Source organism: Mycoplasma sp. ATU-Cv-508 (assembly GCF_004011945.1).
Taxonomy (GTDB): Bacteria; Bacillota_I; Bacilli_A; order Mycoplasmatales; family Metamycoplasmataceae; genus RYZV01.
The window spans coordinates 104,746-123,302 of the sequence record NZ_RYZU01000001.1; the positions used below are offsets into that span (position 1 = coordinate 104,746).

The 18,557-nt window shown below is 43.4% G+C and carries 24 protein-coding genes and 1 pseudogene; 4 read left to right on the forward strand and 21 right to left on the reverse strand.

Annotation, left to right across the window (positions count from 1 at the left end; translation table 4 throughout):
• Positions 1-65: 65 nt before the first annotated feature.
• Genes CSH31_RS00510 through ruvX form a run of 3 tightly spaced genes read left to right on the forward strand, consistent with a single transcriptional unit; the run spans position 66 to position 1,426 of the window.
• Positions 66-734: a type II toxin-antitoxin system death-on-curing family toxin gene (locus CSH31_RS00510; RefSeq protein WP_127942577.1), complete on the forward strand. Its 669-nt coding sequence runs from the start codon at positions 66-68 to the stop codon at positions 732-734.
• A 40-nt stretch (positions 735-774) separates the two neighbouring features.
• Positions 775-912 (forward strand): hypothetical protein, encoded by a 138-nt coding sequence (locus tag CSH31_RS04280; RefSeq protein WP_161565609.1) that lies wholly within the window; start codon positions 775-777, stop codon positions 910-912.
• A gap of 25 nt (positions 913-937) precedes the next feature.
• Positions 938-1,426, forward strand: coding sequence for a Holliday junction resolvase RuvX (gene ruvX / locus CSH31_RS00515; RefSeq protein WP_128008437.1), 489 nt, complete (start codon positions 938-940; stop codon positions 1,424-1,426).
• Positions 1,427-1,430: 4 nt separating this feature from the next.
• Here the strand turns inward: ruvX and CSH31_RS00520 are convergent, their stop codons facing one another.
• The 13 genes from CSH31_RS00520 to CSH31_RS04520 form a co-directional block, all read right to left on the reverse strand.
• Positions 1,431-2,783, reverse strand: a complete 1,353-nt coding sequence (locus CSH31_RS00520; RefSeq protein WP_128008438.1) for a hypothetical protein — start codon at positions 2,781-2,783, stop codon at positions 1,431-1,433.
• Positions 2,767-3,228 carry an ABC transporter permease subunit gene (locus tag CSH31_RS00525; protein WP_161565610.1) on the reverse strand — a complete coding sequence of 154 codons (462 nt, stop codon included), beginning with the start codon at positions 3,226-3,228 and terminating at the stop codon, positions 2,767-2,769. The genes CSH31_RS00520 and CSH31_RS00525 overlap by 17 nt, the downstream gene beginning before the upstream one ends.
• Entirely contained in the window at positions 3,210-3,572 is a 363-nt protein-coding gene (locus CSH31_RS00530) for a hypothetical protein (RefSeq protein WP_128008440.1), read from the reverse strand. The genes CSH31_RS00525 and CSH31_RS00530 overlap by 19 nt, the downstream gene beginning before the upstream one ends.
• Positions 3,565-4,368, reverse strand: coding sequence for an ABC transporter permease subunit (locus tag CSH31_RS00535; protein WP_127942585.1), 804 nt, complete (start codon positions 4,366-4,368; stop codon positions 3,565-3,567). The genes CSH31_RS00530 and CSH31_RS00535 overlap by 8 nt, the downstream gene beginning before the upstream one ends.
• Positions 4,361-4,660 carry a TOBE domain-containing protein gene (locus tag CSH31_RS04810; protein WP_128008441.1) on the reverse strand — a complete coding sequence of 100 codons (300 nt, stop codon included), beginning with the start codon at positions 4,658-4,660 and terminating at the stop codon, positions 4,361-4,363. Before CSH31_RS04810 ends, CSH31_RS00535 begins: the two co-directional genes overlap by 8 nt.
• Complete coding sequence (locus CSH31_RS04445; RefSeq protein ID WP_128008442.1) at positions 4,633-5,580, reverse strand: ABC transporter ATP-binding protein; 948 nt, start codon at positions 5,578-5,580, stop codon at positions 4,633-4,635. The genes CSH31_RS04810 and CSH31_RS04445 overlap by 28 nt, the downstream gene beginning before the upstream one ends.
• A gap of 315 nt (positions 5,581-5,895) precedes the next feature.
• On the reverse strand, positions 5,896-6,267 hold the full coding sequence (rplL, locus tag CSH31_RS00550) for a 50S ribosomal protein L7/L12 (protein WP_127942589.1): 372 nt from the start codon (positions 6,265-6,267) through the stop codon (positions 5,896-5,898).
• On the reverse strand, positions 6,251-6,802 hold the full coding sequence (gene rplJ / locus CSH31_RS00555; RefSeq protein WP_161565611.1) for a 50S ribosomal protein L10: 552 nt from the start codon (positions 6,800-6,802) through the stop codon (positions 6,251-6,253). Before rplJ ends, rplL begins: the two co-directional genes overlap by 17 nt.
• 97 nt (positions 6,803-6,899) lie before the next feature.
• Positions 6,900-7,328 carry an RsmE family RNA methyltransferase gene (locus CSH31_RS00560; RefSeq protein WP_128008941.1) on the reverse strand — a complete coding sequence of 143 codons (429 nt, stop codon included), beginning with the start codon at positions 7,326-7,328 and terminating at the stop codon, positions 6,900-6,902.
• Entirely contained in the window at positions 7,325-7,549 is a 225-nt protein-coding gene (locus CSH31_RS00565; protein ID WP_128008444.1) for a hypothetical protein, read from the reverse strand. The genes CSH31_RS00560 and CSH31_RS00565 overlap by 4 nt, the downstream gene beginning before the upstream one ends.
• The gene (locus tag CSH31_RS04510; RefSeq protein ID WP_236630675.1) at positions 7,549-7,695 is read right to left on the reverse strand and encodes a hypothetical protein; all 147 of its coding nucleotides are present in this window, start codon (positions 7,693-7,695) and stop codon (positions 7,549-7,551) included. The genes CSH31_RS00565 and CSH31_RS04510 overlap by 1 nt, the downstream gene beginning before the upstream one ends.
• The gene (locus tag CSH31_RS04515) at positions 7,668-8,048 is read right to left on the reverse strand and encodes a DnaJ C-terminal domain-containing protein (RefSeq protein ID WP_236630676.1); all 381 of its coding nucleotides are present in this window, start codon (positions 8,046-8,048) and stop codon (positions 7,668-7,670) included. Before CSH31_RS04515 ends, CSH31_RS04510 begins: the two co-directional genes overlap by 28 nt.
• Before the next feature lie 4 nt (positions 8,049-8,052).
• Positions 8,053-8,466 (reverse strand): DnaJ domain-containing protein, encoded by a 414-nt coding sequence (locus CSH31_RS04520; RefSeq protein WP_236630677.1) that lies wholly within the window; start codon positions 8,464-8,466, stop codon positions 8,053-8,055.
• An 88-nt stretch (positions 8,467-8,554) separates the two neighbouring features.
• On the opposite strand from CSH31_RS04520, the gene CSH31_RS00575 reads away from it, so the two are divergent.
• Entirely contained in the window at positions 8,555-9,454 is a 900-nt protein-coding gene (locus CSH31_RS00575) for a DegV family protein (protein ID WP_128008445.1), read from the forward strand.
• 852 nt (positions 9,455-10,306) lie between these two features.
• Here CSH31_RS00575 and tuf read toward each other — a convergent pair.
• From tuf to CSH31_RS00615, 8 genes and pseudogenes are all read right to left on the reverse strand, one after another.
• Positions 10,307-11,494, reverse strand: coding sequence for an elongation factor Tu (tuf, locus tag CSH31_RS00580; RefSeq protein ID WP_127942601.1), 1,188 nt, complete (start codon positions 11,492-11,494; stop codon positions 10,307-10,309).
• Positions 11,495-11,646: 152 nt separating this feature from the next.
• Positions 11,647-12,300, reverse strand: coding sequence for a PhoU domain-containing protein (locus CSH31_RS00585; protein WP_128008446.1), 654 nt, complete (start codon positions 12,298-12,300; stop codon positions 11,647-11,649).
• A 2-nt stretch (positions 12,301-12,302) separates the two neighbouring features.
• Positions 12,303-12,818, reverse strand: a pseudogene (locus tag CSH31_RS00590) (phosphate ABC transporter ATP-binding protein); the annotation flags it as partial.
• On the reverse strand, positions 12,809-13,447 hold the full coding sequence (locus tag CSH31_RS00595) for an ATP-binding cassette domain-containing protein (protein WP_128008448.1): 639 nt from the start codon (positions 13,445-13,447) through the stop codon (positions 12,809-12,811). The pseudogene CSH31_RS00590 and the gene CSH31_RS00595, both read right to left, overlap by 10 nt.
• Positions 13,437-15,548 (reverse strand): ABC transporter permease subunit, encoded by a 2,112-nt coding sequence (locus CSH31_RS00600; RefSeq protein WP_127942605.1) that lies wholly within the window; start codon positions 15,546-15,548, stop codon positions 13,437-13,439. The genes CSH31_RS00595 and CSH31_RS00600 overlap by 11 nt, the downstream gene beginning before the upstream one ends.
• Positions 15,549-15,608: 60 nt before the next feature.
• On the reverse strand, positions 15,609-16,787 hold the full coding sequence (locus CSH31_RS00605) for a hypothetical protein (RefSeq protein ID WP_128008449.1): 1,179 nt from the start codon (positions 16,785-16,787) through the stop codon (positions 15,609-15,611).
• A gap of 107 nt (positions 16,788-16,894) precedes the next feature.
• The gene (locus tag CSH31_RS00610; protein WP_128008450.1) at positions 16,895-17,752 is read right to left on the reverse strand and encodes a hypothetical protein; all 858 of its coding nucleotides are present in this window, start codon (positions 17,750-17,752) and stop codon (positions 16,895-16,897) included.
• Positions 17,753-17,832: 80 nt separating this feature from the next.
• Positions 17,833-18,495 (reverse strand): hypothetical protein, encoded by a 663-nt coding sequence (locus CSH31_RS00615; protein WP_128008451.1) that lies wholly within the window; start codon positions 18,493-18,495, stop codon positions 17,833-17,835.
• Positions 18,496-18,557: the final 62 nt, after the last annotated feature.

Here is an 18,557-nt window from a genome sequence, read left to right on the forward strand (position 1 = left end):
TTTGTTTTTGGACAAACTTGGGAATTTATAACGGTACGAAAAAGTAAAATGTAGACGTGGTACTTATGCGAATACTCAGAATTTACGTCACGGAATGGAACAAAGAGGAGCAAATTCAGCGTTACATTCGAGAGAAGAAAAATAGCAAGATTGAATTTGGTCAAGATTCGACTAAGTTCTACTCTAATTTTAACAGCAACCCTGAAAATGTTCGGTTTGAGACTGCTGTCATAGAATTTAATTGATTTCTGGTTGATTCTTTTGTGAAACATGCTGTTGAAAGTTCAAAAAAAGTTAGATACCTTAACCAAGAAGATAACGATAAAATGACGGGTGTAGAAAAAAATAGCGGTTCTGTGGCGGGTGCTATCCATAGCATCATTATGAAATGGCACTATAATCAAGAAAATTGAGATATCTTTGATTTTGTCACAGACCTATTTGTGAGAATCTTGATGGGTCATTTTTTTCACAACGGCAACAAAAGAGTCAGCATTGTTTTTTTGAGTACCGTCCTTTGGAATTTAGGTTATTATCTCAAATGAACCAGCGATGAAAAATACATTTACGAGCGCACTTATGAAAACGACCTGAAGGGTTTTATTCAGGAACTTGAATCTAAAGAAAACGCAGACAAAAATTGAAAAATAGTAATTGGAAAAATTAAGACCTGAATATACAGAAACATAGTCATTGCTCTTAATTTCAGAGTGCCAAGCTATATAATTGCATAGAAGACCTAAAAACAAAAAGGTTGGTTGTGAGGGAGAAAACATGAAAGTAAAATACAATTGGTCAAAAGAACAACCGCCGCGCGACACAGAACAAATCCGTGCTGCGGTTGACAGAATAACTGACCCCGTTAAAGAAAAAGATTTTTTGCGGGTTCTAGAGAGTCTAAAGGACGATTAAAAAAGACCAGAAAAACCCCGACCAAGTGAGTCGGGGTTTTTCTTTTATTAAGGTCCTAACTGAGCGCACCCGCGTTAGATATAATTCAGACGATATGCGGAAAGTCGGACTCGACATTGGCAGCAAAACTTGCGGAGTAGCTGTGAGTGACATTTTTAACTTGACCGCCCAAGGGGTAGCCAACTTAATTTACCCCGAAAAAGACTGGCTTAATCTAGTCAACCAAATTGAGCAAGTTACTTCCGAGTACCAATTTGACACTTTTGTGATTGGATACCCGCGTTTCCCCTCGGGTGACAAACCGACTAATGCCCGCCGAATTGACCAAATTTTGCCTCTCTTAAAAAAGCGATTTAAAAAAGTTAAATTTGTTTTGATGGACGAACACCGCACGACCAAAAAAGCGGCGCAAATCATGCAGCAAGCGGGTCTTTCACAACAAAAACAAAAAATGCTCAAAGACCAAATTGCGGCCCAAATTATTCTCGATGATTACTTAACAAGTAGTCTTTAAAAGTTTAAATTTTGCTTAGCTCATACATTTGCTGAACCATGGTAAACAAAGTGTCGGCAATCGGTTGGGTGAAGTGACGAGCTAGGTCATAGTCGGGATCATAGTCTAGTTCGTATATGTCTCTTGCAACCACGTCTTCCTCGCCGTCTTCATCTTCAAAATAACCTTCTTCTAAAATGTAGTCTTGGTAAACTTGAAACGGCAACGAGTAATTAACGTAATCAAAGTTGAGTAAGATCGGGTATTCGCGCGGTATTTCCTCTAAATCCACATCTTCTAAAACGCTGAGCTCGCCATTTCCAAAGAAGTATCCCCGGGCAACCTCGTAAGCTTGTTCGAGATACTCTCCGGTCAAATAGGTCGGCAAAATTAAGCCGTCAATGAGAAAAATCGGATTCTCGGGTTTAACGATTCGAACAAAGTTATCGTCTTGCATCAGCGGAAAATTATCATCAGCCCAGTAAGCATCAAGTGCGTCACCGTTGTAAAGAAGCGCCACATCCCAATCTTTACGCGGATCAATTAGATCCATTAAAACTTGGGTTCCGTCGGTGTCAAACTTAACGTTGTTAGAATTGAGTTTTTGGCCAAAACCATCACTTCTTTCAATCGTGTCTTTAAAACCTTGGATGTGACTTTCGTACGTGTCAAAAGTCGGCAAAGAATTAAACCCGCCTGGGCTAACTTCCGATCCAATCATCAAATTGTCGCGCACGTAATCGTTAACAACGATTTTTTGGTAACCCCGATCAGCAAGTGTTTTTAAAATGCCCCGGTACGATCGGTTAGGAAAAAGCGTGGCTTGTTGCTCGGGGTCGTCAAGCATCTCGCGTTCTTGCTCGCTTCAGTTGCCTTGACGCGAATCAAAAACGACCACTTTTTCCTGCACAAAATAAGGGACGCTGTACTCCCACAAGTAATCTTCTTGACCATCGCCAGTTAAATCGCCCAGCGGACTGTAAACTTGGTCAAAAGCGCGGAAAACAAGCGGGGTGTAAATCTCTTCTAGTTTTTGCCTTAAATCTTGCTTACTTTCGTACTCCCAACCCCAAAGTCTTTTAAAGTCAATTTTTTGCACCATGTTTTTCCGGGCAAACTGCTTAATTTGGTAGTCAGAACTCATCCCGACTAAAACCCGTTTTTCTTGCAAAGCCGCTTCTAATTCATCAAGATCACCAAAGTTAGCATAACCGTATTTTTTGCTCAGTTCACTTTCTAAGTCCGGATCAATAAACTGCTGGTAATTTCAAACGAGCGGATGACTTTGACCGCAACTGAGCGCCGTTAGTGTTAAGGGGCTGAGTAAAGGTAAAATGGCAATTTTTTTTAGTCAAACTGATTTAACGAATTTTTTCATGTTTCTTAACTCTTCCCTTTCAAAGCGCAAAGCCCGCCGAACCGCTGACAGTTAAAACGAGCAAAATGGTTCCAAGCATTAAAGTTCAATTTTTGATGTTACTGCTGTAAAGGCGCGTTCCAATCGTTTCTACCTTAGCCACCATGCGTACCAAAATAAAGTCGTCAAAAGAAAGCGTTAAACTAATCACAAAAGTCGCGACAATAATGGGCAACATGTGACGAAAATAAGTTTTAAACCAAGTTCGAATCGGTCCATAACCTAAGTCGTAAGAAGCTTCCAAAAGCGATTTATCAAATTTGACTGAACGCGGATACATCACGATTAGTCCGTAGGGCAAAATAACTACAATGTGCGAAACGATTGCCCGCAGCATCCCGCCCTCACTAATCCCCAGCGTTCCAAACAAGAACGAGAACGTAACCGCTAGAGCAATCGCGCTCACAATGTCGGGTTAATGAGCGGAATGTTAGCCGTTCCGTCCACAGCTAGTTTGAAAATTTTGTTGCGCTGGCGTCAAAGCGCGTAAGTTGTTAGAAGACTGAGCACAACCACTCCGCCCGCGCTAGTTAGACCAATAAGCAAAGAGTTTAAAAACGCTAGGCCTATTTCTTGGGTGAAAAGTTCGTCAAATCCGCGCAGCGAAAAACCGTTTCAGTTAAAAGTTAAGTCTCCGCGGTGCGGTGGCACGTTAAACGAGAAAATCGCAGCCATGACGAGCGGAACGTAAACTAGAATCAAAATTAAAACCACGTAAAAACGTTTGGCAAACGTTCCCAGTTTAGACATTGATACCTCCCCGAAGTTTTCGTCAAAAAGTCGGACCAAGGTAAATAAGTCCGTAAATACTCATCATGACCACGATTGTGATTAGCGCAATCGTTGAGCCAAGCGCGCCATCAGGCGCCTTGGTTCGGATCCGCGCGTTATCCATGAAATTGCCGATCAGTTTGTAAGATTCACGCATCGGAATTAGTTTTTCCGAAACGATGATGGAAGTTGCCGCCAACATAAAAACTAGGGCAAATCCAGCCGCTAAAGCGCGCAAGGTGTAAGGTATCACCACTCGTCAAATCGTTAAAAAACGGTTAACACCCAAATCCTCGGAAGCCTCAATTAAAGAGCGGGGCATTGATAGCAAAACCGAGTAAAGAGGAATAATCATGAAAGGTAAGTTCAGGTAGGTCAGACCTAAAATTAACACGCCCAAGTTGTTAAGACTTGATTCGTCAAAAATGGCTAACAAAAGACCTTTGAGTGCTAAAACTTTGACAATCGTAAAAACAAACAGCGGCGAAACTAGAAAACTGAGAGCAAAGATTCGAAACATTTTGCTAGTGCTGCGAGCGCTAAAGTAGGCGTAAGCAAAACCGATTAATAAGCAAAAGGTAGCGCTAGCTAGACCAACTAAAATTGAGCGACCCATGACGACCCAAGTGGTCGGCATTTTCACCAACTGCCAGTTGTCAAACTCTTCGCTGACCGGAGCAAAAGCCTTAATGACCAAGAAAACCATCGGCATTAAAATAAACAAAATAGCGATCGAAAAGTAAGGTAAAAGTAAAGTTAAACGTTTGTTAAACACGCTTTTTAACCTCCCTTTTCATGAGGTGGACTTCCTCCCACTCCCAGTTAATTCCAACCTTAGTTCCGACGGCAAATTTGTGTGTTGACTGAATTAGTAAATCAGGTCCTTTGGGATTAATTTTGACTATGTATTCCCACATTGTCCCCTGGTAGTTAACCCGCTTAATTTCACCTTGTAGGTGTCCTTTGACGCGCGGGCCAATTTCAATGTCTTCCGGACGAATGACAATATCAACCGTTTCGTTAGTTTTAAAACCGGTTGTTAGAGCGCGAAAACTTTTGCCAAGCATGCGCACTTTCCCTCGCCTAAAACTTTACCAACGAATAAATTGGAGTATCCGACAAAACTGGCTACCCAAGCGTTAATCGGCTCATCGTAAATATCTTGAGCCGTTCCGAACTGAACTACCCGGCCCTGGTTAATAACAGCCACTTTATCAGACAAAGATAAAGCTTCCTCTTGGTCGTGAGTCACAAAAATAAACGTCATTCCCAGTTTACGTTGGATGTCTTTTAACTCAAGTTGCATCTTCTCGCGAACACGCATGTCAAGCGCGGAAAGAGGTTCGTCAAGCAGCAAAACTTCGGGTTTAACCACCAGCGCACGCGCTAGTGAAACGCGCTGTTTCATGCCGCCCGAAAGTTGATCGATCGTCTTTTTTTCGTTGCCAGTTAAACCAATCATGTCAATCACTTGAGCAACTTCTTGGTTAATTTCTTGGCGCGTCATTTTACGCGTCAAGTAGCGTTTAGCGTACTGGTTGGTTTTAAGCTGGACGTAGTTTTCCCAGTAAGAGTAATGAAAGTCAGAGTTGTCGAGTCACTTTTGGGCTTTTCGATGTTTGTGCGAGTTTGGTTTGTGAGTCGCCATCATAGTTTCGTACTCGTCTTGCTCGCGGTCTAATTTAGCCAATTTATCTTCAACCGTTTTACGCCACTTATTTTGCAAAGCGACTAACTGTTGATGGTACTTAGCTGGCACATTTTCCCGTGGTACTCGGTAAATCTTTAAGCCATACTTAATGTTGTTTTCCACGTTTAAATGCGGAAAAAGAGCGTAATCTTGAAAAATTGTTTTTGTCGGGCGTTTGTACGCCGGTAAGTCTTTCATGTCGCGACCGTTGTAGCGGATTTCACCGCGCGTTGGTCATTCAAAGCCGCCAATCAAGCGAAGTGCGGTTGTTTTTCCCGATCCTGATGGACCGAGCAAAGTGACAAACTCGCCCGATTAATTGTCAAATTAAAATCTTGTAAAACAATTTTGTCGTCAAATTGTTGAACAAGATTAACTAACTCAATGATCGGTTTGGTCTGTTGATGCGAACGCGTTGTGTTCATCGGATATTTCTCAACCCCCTTTGGACGTATGATGATTTTTTACGCATGTAGCATTATAAGTTTTTTTCACCCGTAAACCATCAATTAAATAACTTAGTTATTTGAACCAAAATCCGACTGGACTTAACTGAAATCTTAAAAACAAAAAAACCGCTCAAACAGAGCGGTTTTGGCTAAATTAGTAAGATTAGTCTACCGTTACTTCGGCACCAGCTTCAGTTAACTTTTTCTTAAGTTCTTCGGCTTCCTCAGGCTTGATGTTTTCCTTGATTGGTTTTGGCGCTGCGTCAACTAAATTTTTAGCGTCCATCAAACCTAAACCAGTGATTTCTTTGACAACTTTAATGACGGCGATTTTGTTTGGTCCAACTGCTTTAAGAGTCACGGTTACTTCGCTCTTAACTTCTTCAGCTGGCGCTTGACTAGCCGCCGCGGCGCTGACAACTGCCGTTGGGTCAACACCAAAAGTTTCTTTCATAGCCTCGACAAGTTCCATCACTTCTTTAATGGTCATTGACTGCAGACTTTCAATAAATGTTTCCTTAGTTAGTTTGCTCATCTTTTTTCTCCTCTCCCGTATCGGTTTTTTGCTCAGCGTACTGGTTAAGTGCAATCGCTAAGTAACGAATTGGTCCCATCAGCGACATGGCCAGCATCGTCAATCCTTCCTCGTAAGAAGGCAGTTCGGCGATTTGGTTAATTCCGTGCTGGTCAAGCACCTCGCCCTCGTAAGTACCCGCCACAAGCGCTAGGGCTGGGTGGTCCTTAGCGAAGTTGGCGAGAATTTTGGCCGGTGCATTTTGATCTTGCTCAGTAAAGACGAACAAGTTAGGACCTTGTAAAAACCGCGCTAGATCCTTGTAAGGACTGCCCTCAAGAGCCAGCTTGAAGAGACGATTTTTGTAAACCTTGGCACTAATTTGGGCTTCGCTAAGTTTTTCGCGAAGGCTTTGAAGTTCGCGCACGGTCAAGCCGTGGTACTGAGCGACCACTAAACTAGTTACTTTACCCAGGCGAGCCGCAATTTCTTCGACAACGCTCTGTTTAACTTCTTTGTTGGTCACGTCAAAATCTCCTTCTTTAGCAAGAGGCAAAACAACGAGTTGATACCAAAAAGCGTTTCACGCACTCGGTAGCTTAATTAAGTCGTGCGACCGCTACGGTCTTAATGCATTGCCAAACCATTATAAACTAAATTTTGACCCTTGCTAAAACAAACAAACTAGCCGTTTCCGCGCGCATAATCCGCGGACCAAGGTAAACACGTTCAAAGCCGCTTGCCTTGGCTAACTCAAGTTCTTTTTCGCTTCAACCACCCTCGGGACCGACTAAAAAAAGAGAGTCTTGTTCAAAACTTGTTTTGATTGGTTGGGGAAGTTTTTCATCCAAAATGTACTTGTGAGCAGCACTAATTTGCAGTGCCTCTTTGAAACTAGTCGGACTGTGAACTTGGAGCGGGTAGTTGCGAAAAGCTTGCTGACTAGCGCCGTTAGCAATTTTAACTAGTCGCTCATGACGTTCTGGTCGGTGTTGAACATAATCGCTTGTAAGTGGTCAAAGCTGACTAACACCTAACTCGGCTGCTTTTTGAACTAACCAAGCAAAGTTTTTCGGTTTTAAACTGCGGCAGCGAGTTTAACTGGTCGGGCAAACTCGTGGTTAAGAGCAATTTCCCGAATGATTAAGGCGCGCCTACCATCTAACTTTGTTTCAAAAAACTGTCCTTGTCACACGCAAATAAAAGGTCGGCTGCCGATTCTGACCACTTTAATGTGAGCGAGTGTTTGAGGATCTAAGTCAAAGTGGTTGCCGACGCGTTTTTGTACGAAAAAACGAAACACTAACTAAACTCCCGCAAAAACTTGTCGTAAGTGCGGTCGGTTAATTCGGAAGTGAGGTCGCGAATTTGTTCGCTCTGACGGCGCGGTAAAGAAGGTAGGTAAATTTTCAGATGAACAATTAAATCACCGACAAAGTGGTGCCGCATTGAAGGAACGCCTTTTTGGCTAGTTTAATCGTGGTTTTAGAGTCGTAGTCTGAACGCAATTTAATTTTCTCTTTGCCATAAGGTGTTGGCACTTCCAAAGTTTTTTCTTGCAAAATGTCAAAAGCTGAAACGGGTATTTCAAGGTGAATGTTGTAATTATCACGCTCGTAGTATTTGTGCTTAGCGATTCTGACTACTAAATAAAGGTCTCCGCTTGGACCACCGTTGTGTCCGCGCTGACCATAACCTTTAAAAATAATCGCTTGCCCGTCAGAAATGCCCGCCGGAATTTCAATCGTGGTTTCAACTCTTTCAAGTCGGTCATTAACTCATTTATCCAGTTTTTGGACCATCTTTTTACCGAAGATCGCGTCTAAAAAACTGGATTGTAATTTGACCTTGGATGTTAGCTCCGCGGCGCGGACGCCGACTACTTTGACCAAAACCGCCGCCGAAAAAGGAACTGAAGATGTCGTTAATGTCCATGCCGTCAAAACTACCAAAACCTTCAAACTCAAAACCACCAAAGCCAGCGCTTTGGTCAAATGCCGCGTGACCGTACTGGTCATAGCGAGAACGTTTTTGCGGATCGGAAAGCACTTCATAAGCTTCATTAATTTCCTTGAACTTAGCTTCGGCATCCGGTTCTTTGTTGCGGTCGGGGTGGTAGCGCATAGCCAGTTTACGAAAAGCGCGTTTAATTTCGTGTTCGGAAGCATTGCGGTCAACGCCAAGACTTTGGTAGTAATCTGGTTTGGATTGTTTTGCCATGTCAAGCCTATTTTAGCACATTAATACTACGAGTGCTAAACTTTCTTTACCAGGTTGGTAAGTCAGTTCCTATATAATTTTTATTAGCATGGCACAGACTAAAAAACCGCTCCAAATCGTTCTCGACTCGTTTACCGGCTACTCAGAAAAAAAACTGACTAGTCTTGGTTTTACTTTCGTGCCCCAACTGATTAGCATTGACGAGCATACTTACCAAGATGGGCGGGATATCACTCTTAAACAAGTGGTAGAAAAAATTAAAAACGCCAAAAAAATTCACACGTCGCAAGTGCCCCAAGGTTTGTTGGAAGAAACTTTTGCGGAGTTATCTAAAAAATTTGCCCATGTAATTTACATTCCAATTAACAGCGGAGTGTCTTCGACTTACCAAAGCGCAGTTCAAGTCTCCCAGAAATTTCCTAACGTGCACATTGCTAACGTTCGTCTAGTCGGTACGGCGCTAGTTGACACGGCCAGCAGAGCAATTGACGATTACGAGAAAAACCGCGACATTAAAAAAACGTTAACTCTAATTGAATCAATCAGTCACGCCAGTCACTGCTACTTTGCTCCCAAAAACCTAGAAGGCTTTATCCGAGGCGGCCGCCTAAAAGGGACTAAGAAGTTTATTCTTCAAAAAACCGGCCTAATCCCGCGGTTAGTTTTACGCGACGAAGGTATCAAAGTTAACGGCGTGAAACGCAGTTTAGCTAAAAACGTTTTCTCAAGCGTTGAGAAAATTATCCACGCGATTGGTCAAGCCCAAGTCCACGATTACTACTGGGAAATTGTCCACACTTTCGACCAAGACACAATTAAAATTGCCCGCCAAGCTTTAGAAGCAATCGGAGTTATCAAACCGATCGAAACACCCGTACCCGCTATCGTGGCTGCTCACACGGGTATTGGGCAATTGGAATTAACGTTTGACCAAAACCTACCAACGGTAGGCGCGGTTAACATGGGGAAAAACTCTTGGAGAGCGTAAACAATTAGACTGTAAAGCGGAACAATAATGGGCGTTTTAAGAATTCGTGGCACTAAGTAAAAGTCGTACTTAGCAAATAGTTCGTGCGGACTATAACCAACGCGCTGAACTAAGTAACGAATTTGTGCGATTGGCCCTCAGAGTCAAACGTAAATTACCACGACCAAAGTCACAACCACGACGACCGAAATCGCTTCTTGAAGTCGCTGATGGCGACTTTTTAAGTACTTAAGTAGCATCAAACCGAAAGCAAAAGCTAAAAAAGCGCAAACGCTTCACATCAAAACATAGACGCCCAGAGAATTGAACAAAAAAGCTTGATCGCCATTTTTGCTTTGGCTAACAAAACCTCGGTAGAGAGCCATCGTAATTAAAACTAAAATTAACGTGCTCATAACGCTAAAAACTACTCCGGCCAGTCACCAGCGCTGGTGTTGGGTGTTGAGGCATCTTTTTAGAAAACCAACTAGTAAAACCATGGTCGGATAAATTAGAGCGTACTCAAGCATTCAGCGACCTAAACCACCACCGACTAAAAGACAAAGGTGGTCGGCAATTAAAGCAATTTTGACTGCTAGAAGCGGTCTAAAAATCAGGCCAATCGTAATCACCCAAGCGTATACAATTCCAAAACGCATGAAGCGTAAATTAACTGAAATGAATTTGTAACTAAAAACTCAAAGCGCCACGAAAACCGCTGCCAACGCCAACTCGTAAGTCGAAGTGCGTAGGTTTTGTTTTAGTCAAGTTCATAGTTTGTGCGAAGTAGTCATCAAACTGATTTTAGAACATTTAAGTTAAAAAACTCTAACCGCAAGGGTTAGAGTGAATTGAAAATTAGAAAGACAAATCTTAGGAAATAATTGAAGTAATTGATCCCGCTCCGACGGTACGTCCGCCTTCACGGATTGAGAACTTAGTTCCTTCTTCAATCGCAACTGGCGAAATCAGATTAACAGTTAGTTCTACGTTGTCCCCTGGCATCACCATCTCAGTACCTTGGGGTAGTTCAATTCCGCCCGTTACGTCGGTGGTACGGAAGTAAAACTGCGGCTTGTAGTTTTTGAAAAACGGTGTGTGACGTCCGCCTTCCTCTTTTTTCAAAGCGTAAACTTGCGCTTTAAAAGTTGACCGCGGAACAATTGAACCTGGCTTAGCAAGCACTTGTCCACGCTCAATTTGATCTTTGTCAATTCCACGCAGTAGCAATCCGGCGTTGTCGCCAGCTAAAGCTTCATCAAGTGTTTTACGGAACATTTCAATTCCGGTCACAACTGTCTTTTTAGTGTCACGTAGTCCCACGATTTCAACTTCTTCGCCAGACTTAACGCGACCACGTTCTACCCGTCCAGTCGCCACGGTTCCCCGTCCAGTGATTGAGAATACGTCCTCAACAGCCATCAAGAATGGTTTGTCAAGTTCGTGTTTTGGAGTCGGGATGTAGTTGTCCACAGCGTCCATCAGTTCGTAAATTTTTGCTTCAAACTTTGGATCACCTTCAAGCGCTTTAAGCGCTGAACCACGAATCACGGGCACTTTGTCGCCGTCAAATCCGTACTTAGTTAGTAGTTCACGAACGTCCATTTCAACTAAGTCAACCATTTCTTCATCGCCTTCTAACATATCTACTTTGTTAAGAAACGGAATAATCAACGGAACACCAACTTGCTTAGCAAGCAAAATGTGCTCACGAGTTTGGGGCATCGGTCCGTCAGTAGCCGACACAACTAAAATTGCGCCGTCCATTTGGGCCGCTCCAGTAATCATATTTTTAACGTAGTCAGCGTGGCCCGGGCAATCAATGTGGGCGTAGTGACGCTTTTCCGTTTCGTACTCAATGTGAGCGGTGTTAATCGTAATTCCCCGCTCTTTTTCCTCAGGAGCGTTGTCAATTGATGCGTAATCTTTCGCTTCTGACAAGCCCTTTTTGGAAAGAACCGTTGCGATCGCGGCTGTTAAAGTCGTTTTCCCGTGGTCAACGTGACCAATGGTACCGATGTTAACGTGTTCTTTTTTTCGATCAAATGCGGTTTTTGCCATGTGTAATTCCTCTCAAATTATCTTTCTTGCACACCTAATTGTAGCAAATTGTCGTGCAATCCAACCACCACTGCCTAGTCTTCCAACTAGAACCTATCCCTAGGATTAGCACTTGTTCTTAGAACAATTATACCAAAATATAAGCAAAAAGTTTATGTTAAATCAACGTTTTTACCCGTGTGAACGTAAGCGATTAGCTCGCAAATGTGCACCACGTAGTTGGTGGCCCGCTCGATCGCTCCGATCACATTAGTCGCAAAAATGACTGCCATCACCTGTTCCTGCTTCCGGTAACTGGTAATGGAACTAATTAGCGACATGCGCATATCGTTAGCCAGTTTTTCAATCGCTAAGTCGCGCTTGACTAGTTCAACGGCCAAATCAAAACTTTCCCGGCTAATTACTTCGCTCAGTTTTTTAATCATGCGCAAAAAAGGTTGGTGAACTTTGCTAATCGTGGCTAGTAAATTTTGTTTAAGCGGTTTGGCCTTAATAATAAAGCGCCCGATACTCTTAACGTAATCGCCAATTCTTTCAATGTCCTGGGCGATCATAATGTAAGCCATTGTACGTCTTAAGTCTTTGTCAAGCGGCGTCTTAGTAATTAAAAACTCTAAATCGCCGTGAATTTCGTCAAAAAGGGCGTTAACTTGCCGGTCATCATTAATAATTTTTTGCGCGGCGTCTTTGTCATCATTTTCCAACGCCCGGGCCATTTGACTGTGCTGGTTGAGCACCAGAACAAACATTTTGATTAGTTTTTCCTGGATTTTACGCGTTTCTATGCGAATAATTGATGTCGCCATTTTTACCCCATTTTACCACGGATGTAATCTTTGGTAAGACGCTGCTTCGGTTTAGTAAAAATCAGGCGCGTTTTATCAAATTCAACGAGTTTGCCGAGGTAAAAAAAAGCCGTGAAATCACTAATTCGAGCCGCTTGCTGCATGGAGTGGGTCACGACAATAATGGTGTATTTTTTCTTCAGTTGGCTCATTAGACGCTCAATTTTGTTAGTCGCAATCGGGTCCAGCGCCGAAGTGGGCTCATCCATCAGTAAAACTTCCGGTTCCATAGCGATCGCGCGGGCAATGCACAGACGTTGTTGTTGGCCGCCCGAAAGTCCCAGCGCGTCGTCAAACAAGTTATCTTTTACTTCTTCCCACAGCGCTGCATCGCGAAGCGCTTTTTCAACTATGTTGTTTAGTTCGCGCGGCGATTTAACACCGCTTGAGCGAGGACCATAGGCGACGTTATCGTAAATTGACATCGGAAACGGGTTAGGCTTTTGGAAAACCATCCCCACTCTAGTTCTTAACTCAAGCGGACTATCACGTGCGATTTTTTAAGGTGGTAAATTTGCTTTTGGTAGCTAGCGATTTTTCCCTGGTAGTCAGTTGCTAGTTCGCTGTCAGCGCGAGAATTTTTCGCTTCTTTTTTAAGTTGGGCGATTTTGGTTTTGAGTTGGACTATTTTATTTTTGCGATCTTTTTCGCTTTTCTGGACTTTGGTTTGTCAAGTTTGTCAAAGCTCTTTGCGACGCGAAACAAGCTCATCCCTATCGGGTCCCTTGGGTGCCAAATTGACTTGATCAGAAAGCGCACGAATTTGTCTTTCTAAATCAGTGTCTACTTCGCTGCCAGACTCGCGACCTTTGGTCAGTCCAAACCAGTTTGACCAGGCTCTTTTTTGCTGGTTGGCCACTATTTCGTACTTGCCATCAAACTTAATCGAACCGCCAAGCTTGACCCCGACAATTAAATCGTTCATTTTGTTAAGGCAGCGAATGAAAGTTGATTTACCGCACCCCGAAGGGCCAATTAGAGCCGTGACTTTCCGCGGCGGTAAATCAATCGAAACATCTACCAAAGCGTGTTTACGACCCGAGTCGTACCAGAGATTGAGGTCGCTCACTCGGAAAATCGGGTTAGAACTAGTGGTTTTATCAGACATATTGAGCCATCCGCGCGGCCTGACGGCGGTTTTTTCAGCGCGTGATTAACATTCTAAACCGCTGACCAATCCAAGGCACGCCTTGAGCCAAAAAGATAATTAGTGTCGTGGCGAGCAGTGCAACCGAGCCAATTTTGTAAGATAAGGCGATTTGAGATTGGAAATCAAGCGCTTCTCGGTTGTTAGCAAAAACGTCCAAAATGTTCGTTGTAAGTGTGTGACCAGGCGACAAAATACCGATGTCAACAATCGATGTCGCAAGTCCAAGAGTTAAAAATATCGGCGCTGTTTCACCCATAATTCTTCCCATTGATAGGATTGTACCGGAAACAATTCCAATCGTGGCTTGGGGAATGACGACTTTGAAAATCGTGCGCGTGCGGGAAGCACCGAGCGCGTAAGAACCTTGGCGGTAAGAGTCGGGAATCTTAATGAGAACTTGTTCAATCGAGCGAGTGAAAGTTGGCAAAATGACTAACACCATCGTCAGCGTTCCCGCCAAAAGAGAGAAAGGAACCGTTTGGAAAAGTCCGAGCGTTTTAATGAAAAACACCGCGCCAAAAAGCCCGAACAAAATTGAAGGTGTTCCGCCCAGCGAATCTAAGAAAAACTTGATTAGTTTACCCAGTTTTTTGTCCCGCACATACTCGGATAAAAACAGAGCCGCGCAAAGCGCGAAAGGAAAAGCAATCACAATCGTGAAGCCGATTAACACTAGCGTTCAAACGAGCGGATGGAGCAAAGTTGACGGCACTCTTTTAAAACCGCCAATGACTGGTTGAAGGTTGGAAAAACGCCAGTCGGCAATTTGGTACTGGGACATGCCAACGATGCAAATGTCTAAAACAATCCAACCAACGCTAGCCATCACTAGGAAAATAGCCACCATCTCCCAACTTAGTCGCCAATAATCCCGGGCGTGACTAGTTGAACTGCGGGCAAAGCGGGCAAAGTACTTGGAGTAAGGTTCGTTGTGGGCGCGCTTAAGACCAAAGGCGCGTCAAATGGGATAAGACAAAAAGTAAACCGTTCACCGGAAAAAGAGCCGCAGTTTACCAACAGTTCAAAGCGCGGCAAAACTAACGAGTTTGAAAGGCAAAGTCAAGTAGTACCAAACCACGAGCGACCAGTAAAGTCCCGCGTTTTGGTAAGCGTCGATCCGCTTCCAAGGTTTTTGACCAAGCGGAGAACGGTTAGTCAAACGGCGTTTTTGGGAGATTTTAGTCACAAAGACGACCAAAACCATGATGATAACAAAAAGCGCCAAACCAGCCGCAAAAAGCGGACTCGTGTCACGGCCGTGGTCGGTGAACATGTTTTTCGCAATTAACACTCCCAAAGTTCCAAAGTCGCTCTGCAAAAAGTTTCATAACCCCTCAGCTAAGGGATGAGCACTGTTAGAAATTAAAATGATTGACAAAGCCATCGTTTCGCCAATCGCGCGACCAAGCGCCACAATCACCGCAACGTGAACGCCGCTGCGAATCGCTTTTTTGACGCTCGTGTAAGAAACGTACACTAATGTGTTACCCAGCGCCAAAGACGAGTTAACTAATTCGCGTGGAACAAGGTAGAGCTGGTTCAAAATCAGCGCGATCAAAGTTGGCAAAATGATAATCACTAACATCAGCGTTCCGTTCAAAATCGTGTTGCCGTGGTCAGCGCCAAGCACCAAATTAGTGACTACTTTTAGCGACTTAATCGCGAAAATTCCAAAAACCACCGAAGGCACGCCGGCCAAAATGTTAATCGTGGTTCGCAAAACTTGTTTACCTTTGCGAATGCGAAAAAATATGAAGTAAGCCGCTCGAAGCGCAATCGGTGTCGCGATTAAAGTCGCTAAGAAAGATGTGAAAAGAGTAACTAGAAGCGGCGACCAAATACCCCAGCCGCCTGGTTCACTGAAATAGTTGCTAAAGTACATGTGCCAAAAACCGTAGCGCTGGTAGGCCGGGTAAGCTTCTTTGATCAAAAAGCTAAACATCAAAATTAGAGCCACGATTGCCAAGGTCGAAAAAATAAAAATGGTGACCTTGGTGAGCAAGTCTTGGAACGTTTTGCGACCAACGGTTTGGCTAAACGAGCGAGGAGCTTGTTTCACACCCACATTTTAACGGAAAAGCCCGTCCAGAGGACGGGCTGAAAAAATTAGCGGCTAAATTTATTTGACCTTTAAACCAAAGTCTAGACCGTCGATTTGGTTGGCAGAGGGCAAGCCTTCAGCAGCCAAGTCGGGTAAAGTTAAAGAGCTGGGCTGACCGGATTGCAAACTAATCTGCTCACTGCTTAGAGCGACAAAACCTAACCGGGCAATTTCGCTTTGAAACTCCGGGCTGAGAAGCGTTTTAACCATTTCAATTACTTTTGTTTTGCTGACCGGGTAAAGAATGTTAAACGGACGAATTCAATCGTAACTTCCGTTTTGAGCGTTAGCAACCGTCGGGGCACCTCAGCCGTCAATTTCGGCTAAAACAACTTTGGACTGACGGTCGTTTTTAATGATGTATCCGAGCGAGTAATACATCACCGAACTGGCGGTGTTAGCGTTTTTACCGTACATGGTATTTTCTTTGTCTTCAACTTTAAGTTCCGGAGCAATAATCGAATCGCTGTGAGTTTGCACTAATTTTTTATCAACTCCTAGCGCCGCAAAACTTTCGCTCGCCACGATTTTGTCGGTGAAAGCTTCGGCCTTACCCGACGTATCTTTACCGCCTTCAATCGCTAGCGCCCGCGGCTTGGACTCCTCAGGTTTGAATAACGAAGAATCTAAACCAGTAACTTCTGGGTTAGTTAAAAACTCTTGCCAAGTCGGGTAACGCTGGTCGTCTTGACTGAGACAATAAATCGCCACTAGAGCGTCAAATTTGATCCGCGGAATAATGTCGTTAGAACGATCTTGGTCGTTCAGTCGAAGGGAGTTCAAAATCGGATCAGGCAAATTAAGACCAATTCCAATCGCATCCCAAGCAAAAGTTAAGGTGCGAATTTGGTTGTTTAACCAATTGGTAACTTCCTGAGCAAAACCGGTGGTTGGATCAGAGTAATTGATGCCTTCCACTTTACCAATCGAACCAGGCGTTTTGCGCGAAGAAGTCATGGCAAAATCATAACTAATTTGAGCTTTAGCCATTTCCCGTGCGCCAAGCGTGGAACCTAAGTTCTCGTAGTTAAGCGTGTGCTGAGTTTTTTCGTTAATCAGACTTGTAATGGCGGTAACTGAGTTTGATCCTTTGCCAGACAATAAGTTTGGATTACCTCCGCAAGCTAATTGACCGAGCGCAAGTGCGCTCACCCCGCAAAATGAAGTGAGAGTAGAGAAAACTTTTTTTTGAAACATGCATGTCCTTTGTTAGCTATTCAATTGCTAACTTTGGAATTATAGCGTTAATAAAAAAACTAGCCTTGGGCTAGTTTTTGAATTAATGTCGTTTTTACTCTTTAGACTTACTTATCTTTCTTGTTCAACCAAGGACGAAGTAAGTTTCACGCAATCTCTTCGCTAGTTAGTTTGTAAGGGTTGCGAGCTGGGTTTTTAATTAGCTCATCTCAGTCACCTAGGAAAACGTTAGAGAAGTCGTACTTGCGTAAGTAGTTTAGTCCGTTGCTGTTAATTGTTTTAGCAGCCGGTTTGTGTAACTCGCTTGAGTTTTCTTTTAAATAAGGAGCTGGTGAGTCAGAGTTAAGCGATCAGATTCCCACGTAAGCAAGATTTTTTTCGCCCATTGCTCAGTTGTAAAGCTCTTTGGCGTCTTCCAGCGTGAAGACTCCGTTTTTATGGTCGTTAACACCGATCATCGGAGTTACTCCCACTTTATCTCAAACTGATTCCAGTTTTTTCTCTTGTGATCAAGCAGCGTTAATTGCTTTGAGAACTTGATCGTGAGTATTTTCAGTCGCTTCTTTAGCTAATTGGAAGTTAGTTTTGCCATCTTTAAGCGCTTGGTTATACATTCCAATCCCGTAGTCCATCGCCATGATGTTAATCACTGGCATGTCCTTAGGCTTGTTACCCATCATTCTGTAGTGGGTCGTTAAAATGTCTAGCATCGTAATTTCGGACTGAACTAGACCGCTTGGTAAGACTGGCAAAGTCAATGAAAATTCTCACTTCGGATTTTCACGTTTTAGACGCGCCATTGCTAGGAATAAAACTTTTAACTCGTCAATTCGCGTTCGAGCAGCTCCTTCAATGTCAAAGTCAACTTTGTAACTCATATCTTTTTCGCCTAATCCGACTAGTTTGGCTAAGTTGAGGTTGAACTCTCTAATTTTATTTTGGAGAATAAATGCCGCGTTGTTCACGTCGTTGTTTGCTTGTCTTAGCGCCGTGTGTCAAGGGTTTTTCTCGTTGTCACCAGTGTTGAATCCACCGTATGAAACAGTTAAGTTTTGGAAAATACCAGCTTGTTTAGCGGTTCAAGAATTTTCGGTACTAAGTGCGAATCGATGAAGTCATCGCTAGTTACGTTTTTACCTTTGATTGGTGAATAGAAACCAGCAAAACTTAAGTCAACTTCGCTATCGTGGACGTTGTCTTGTTGAACAAAGGCTAGCGTTAAGTGTTTTAAGTTCTTAACTTTCTTGCTTATTTCGTTTTTGTAATCAACTAGTGGCCAAAGCCCCATGTCAACGTAAGGTGAGTAAACGGTTTTAGTTTGAGCCGCACGGTGGTCTTTTTCAGTGACACTTTTACCATCTCTTAGTGGGTTGGCTGAGTGCCAAGTTAGGTGTTTACCTAGTTTTTCCAGTTTGTTGTTGGTTACATTATCAATTTGACCACCATCGTGACCGCCGTCTCAGTCAACTGATTCTTTACGAATTTCAACCAGAATTGCTTCTAAGTCCTTGTCGTTTTGGATTCAGTTGTAATCAAAAAATCCAGGCAAACTTTTTAAAACACTGGTGTCTTTTGAACCACTAAGTTTTTCTTCCGCAGGAATTTCTTTTTCGCTAGCGATTTTTCCGCTGAAAATTTTGGAGAAAGTTCCAGCTGGGTAAAGTCGACTGTTACGAATGTTGACGTTTAGCGGATTGTTGTCACTCATGTTGTGTGCGCTGTCTCCACCTTGAATAAACTGCGATGGATTGTCGCGGGAAATGTAGAAGT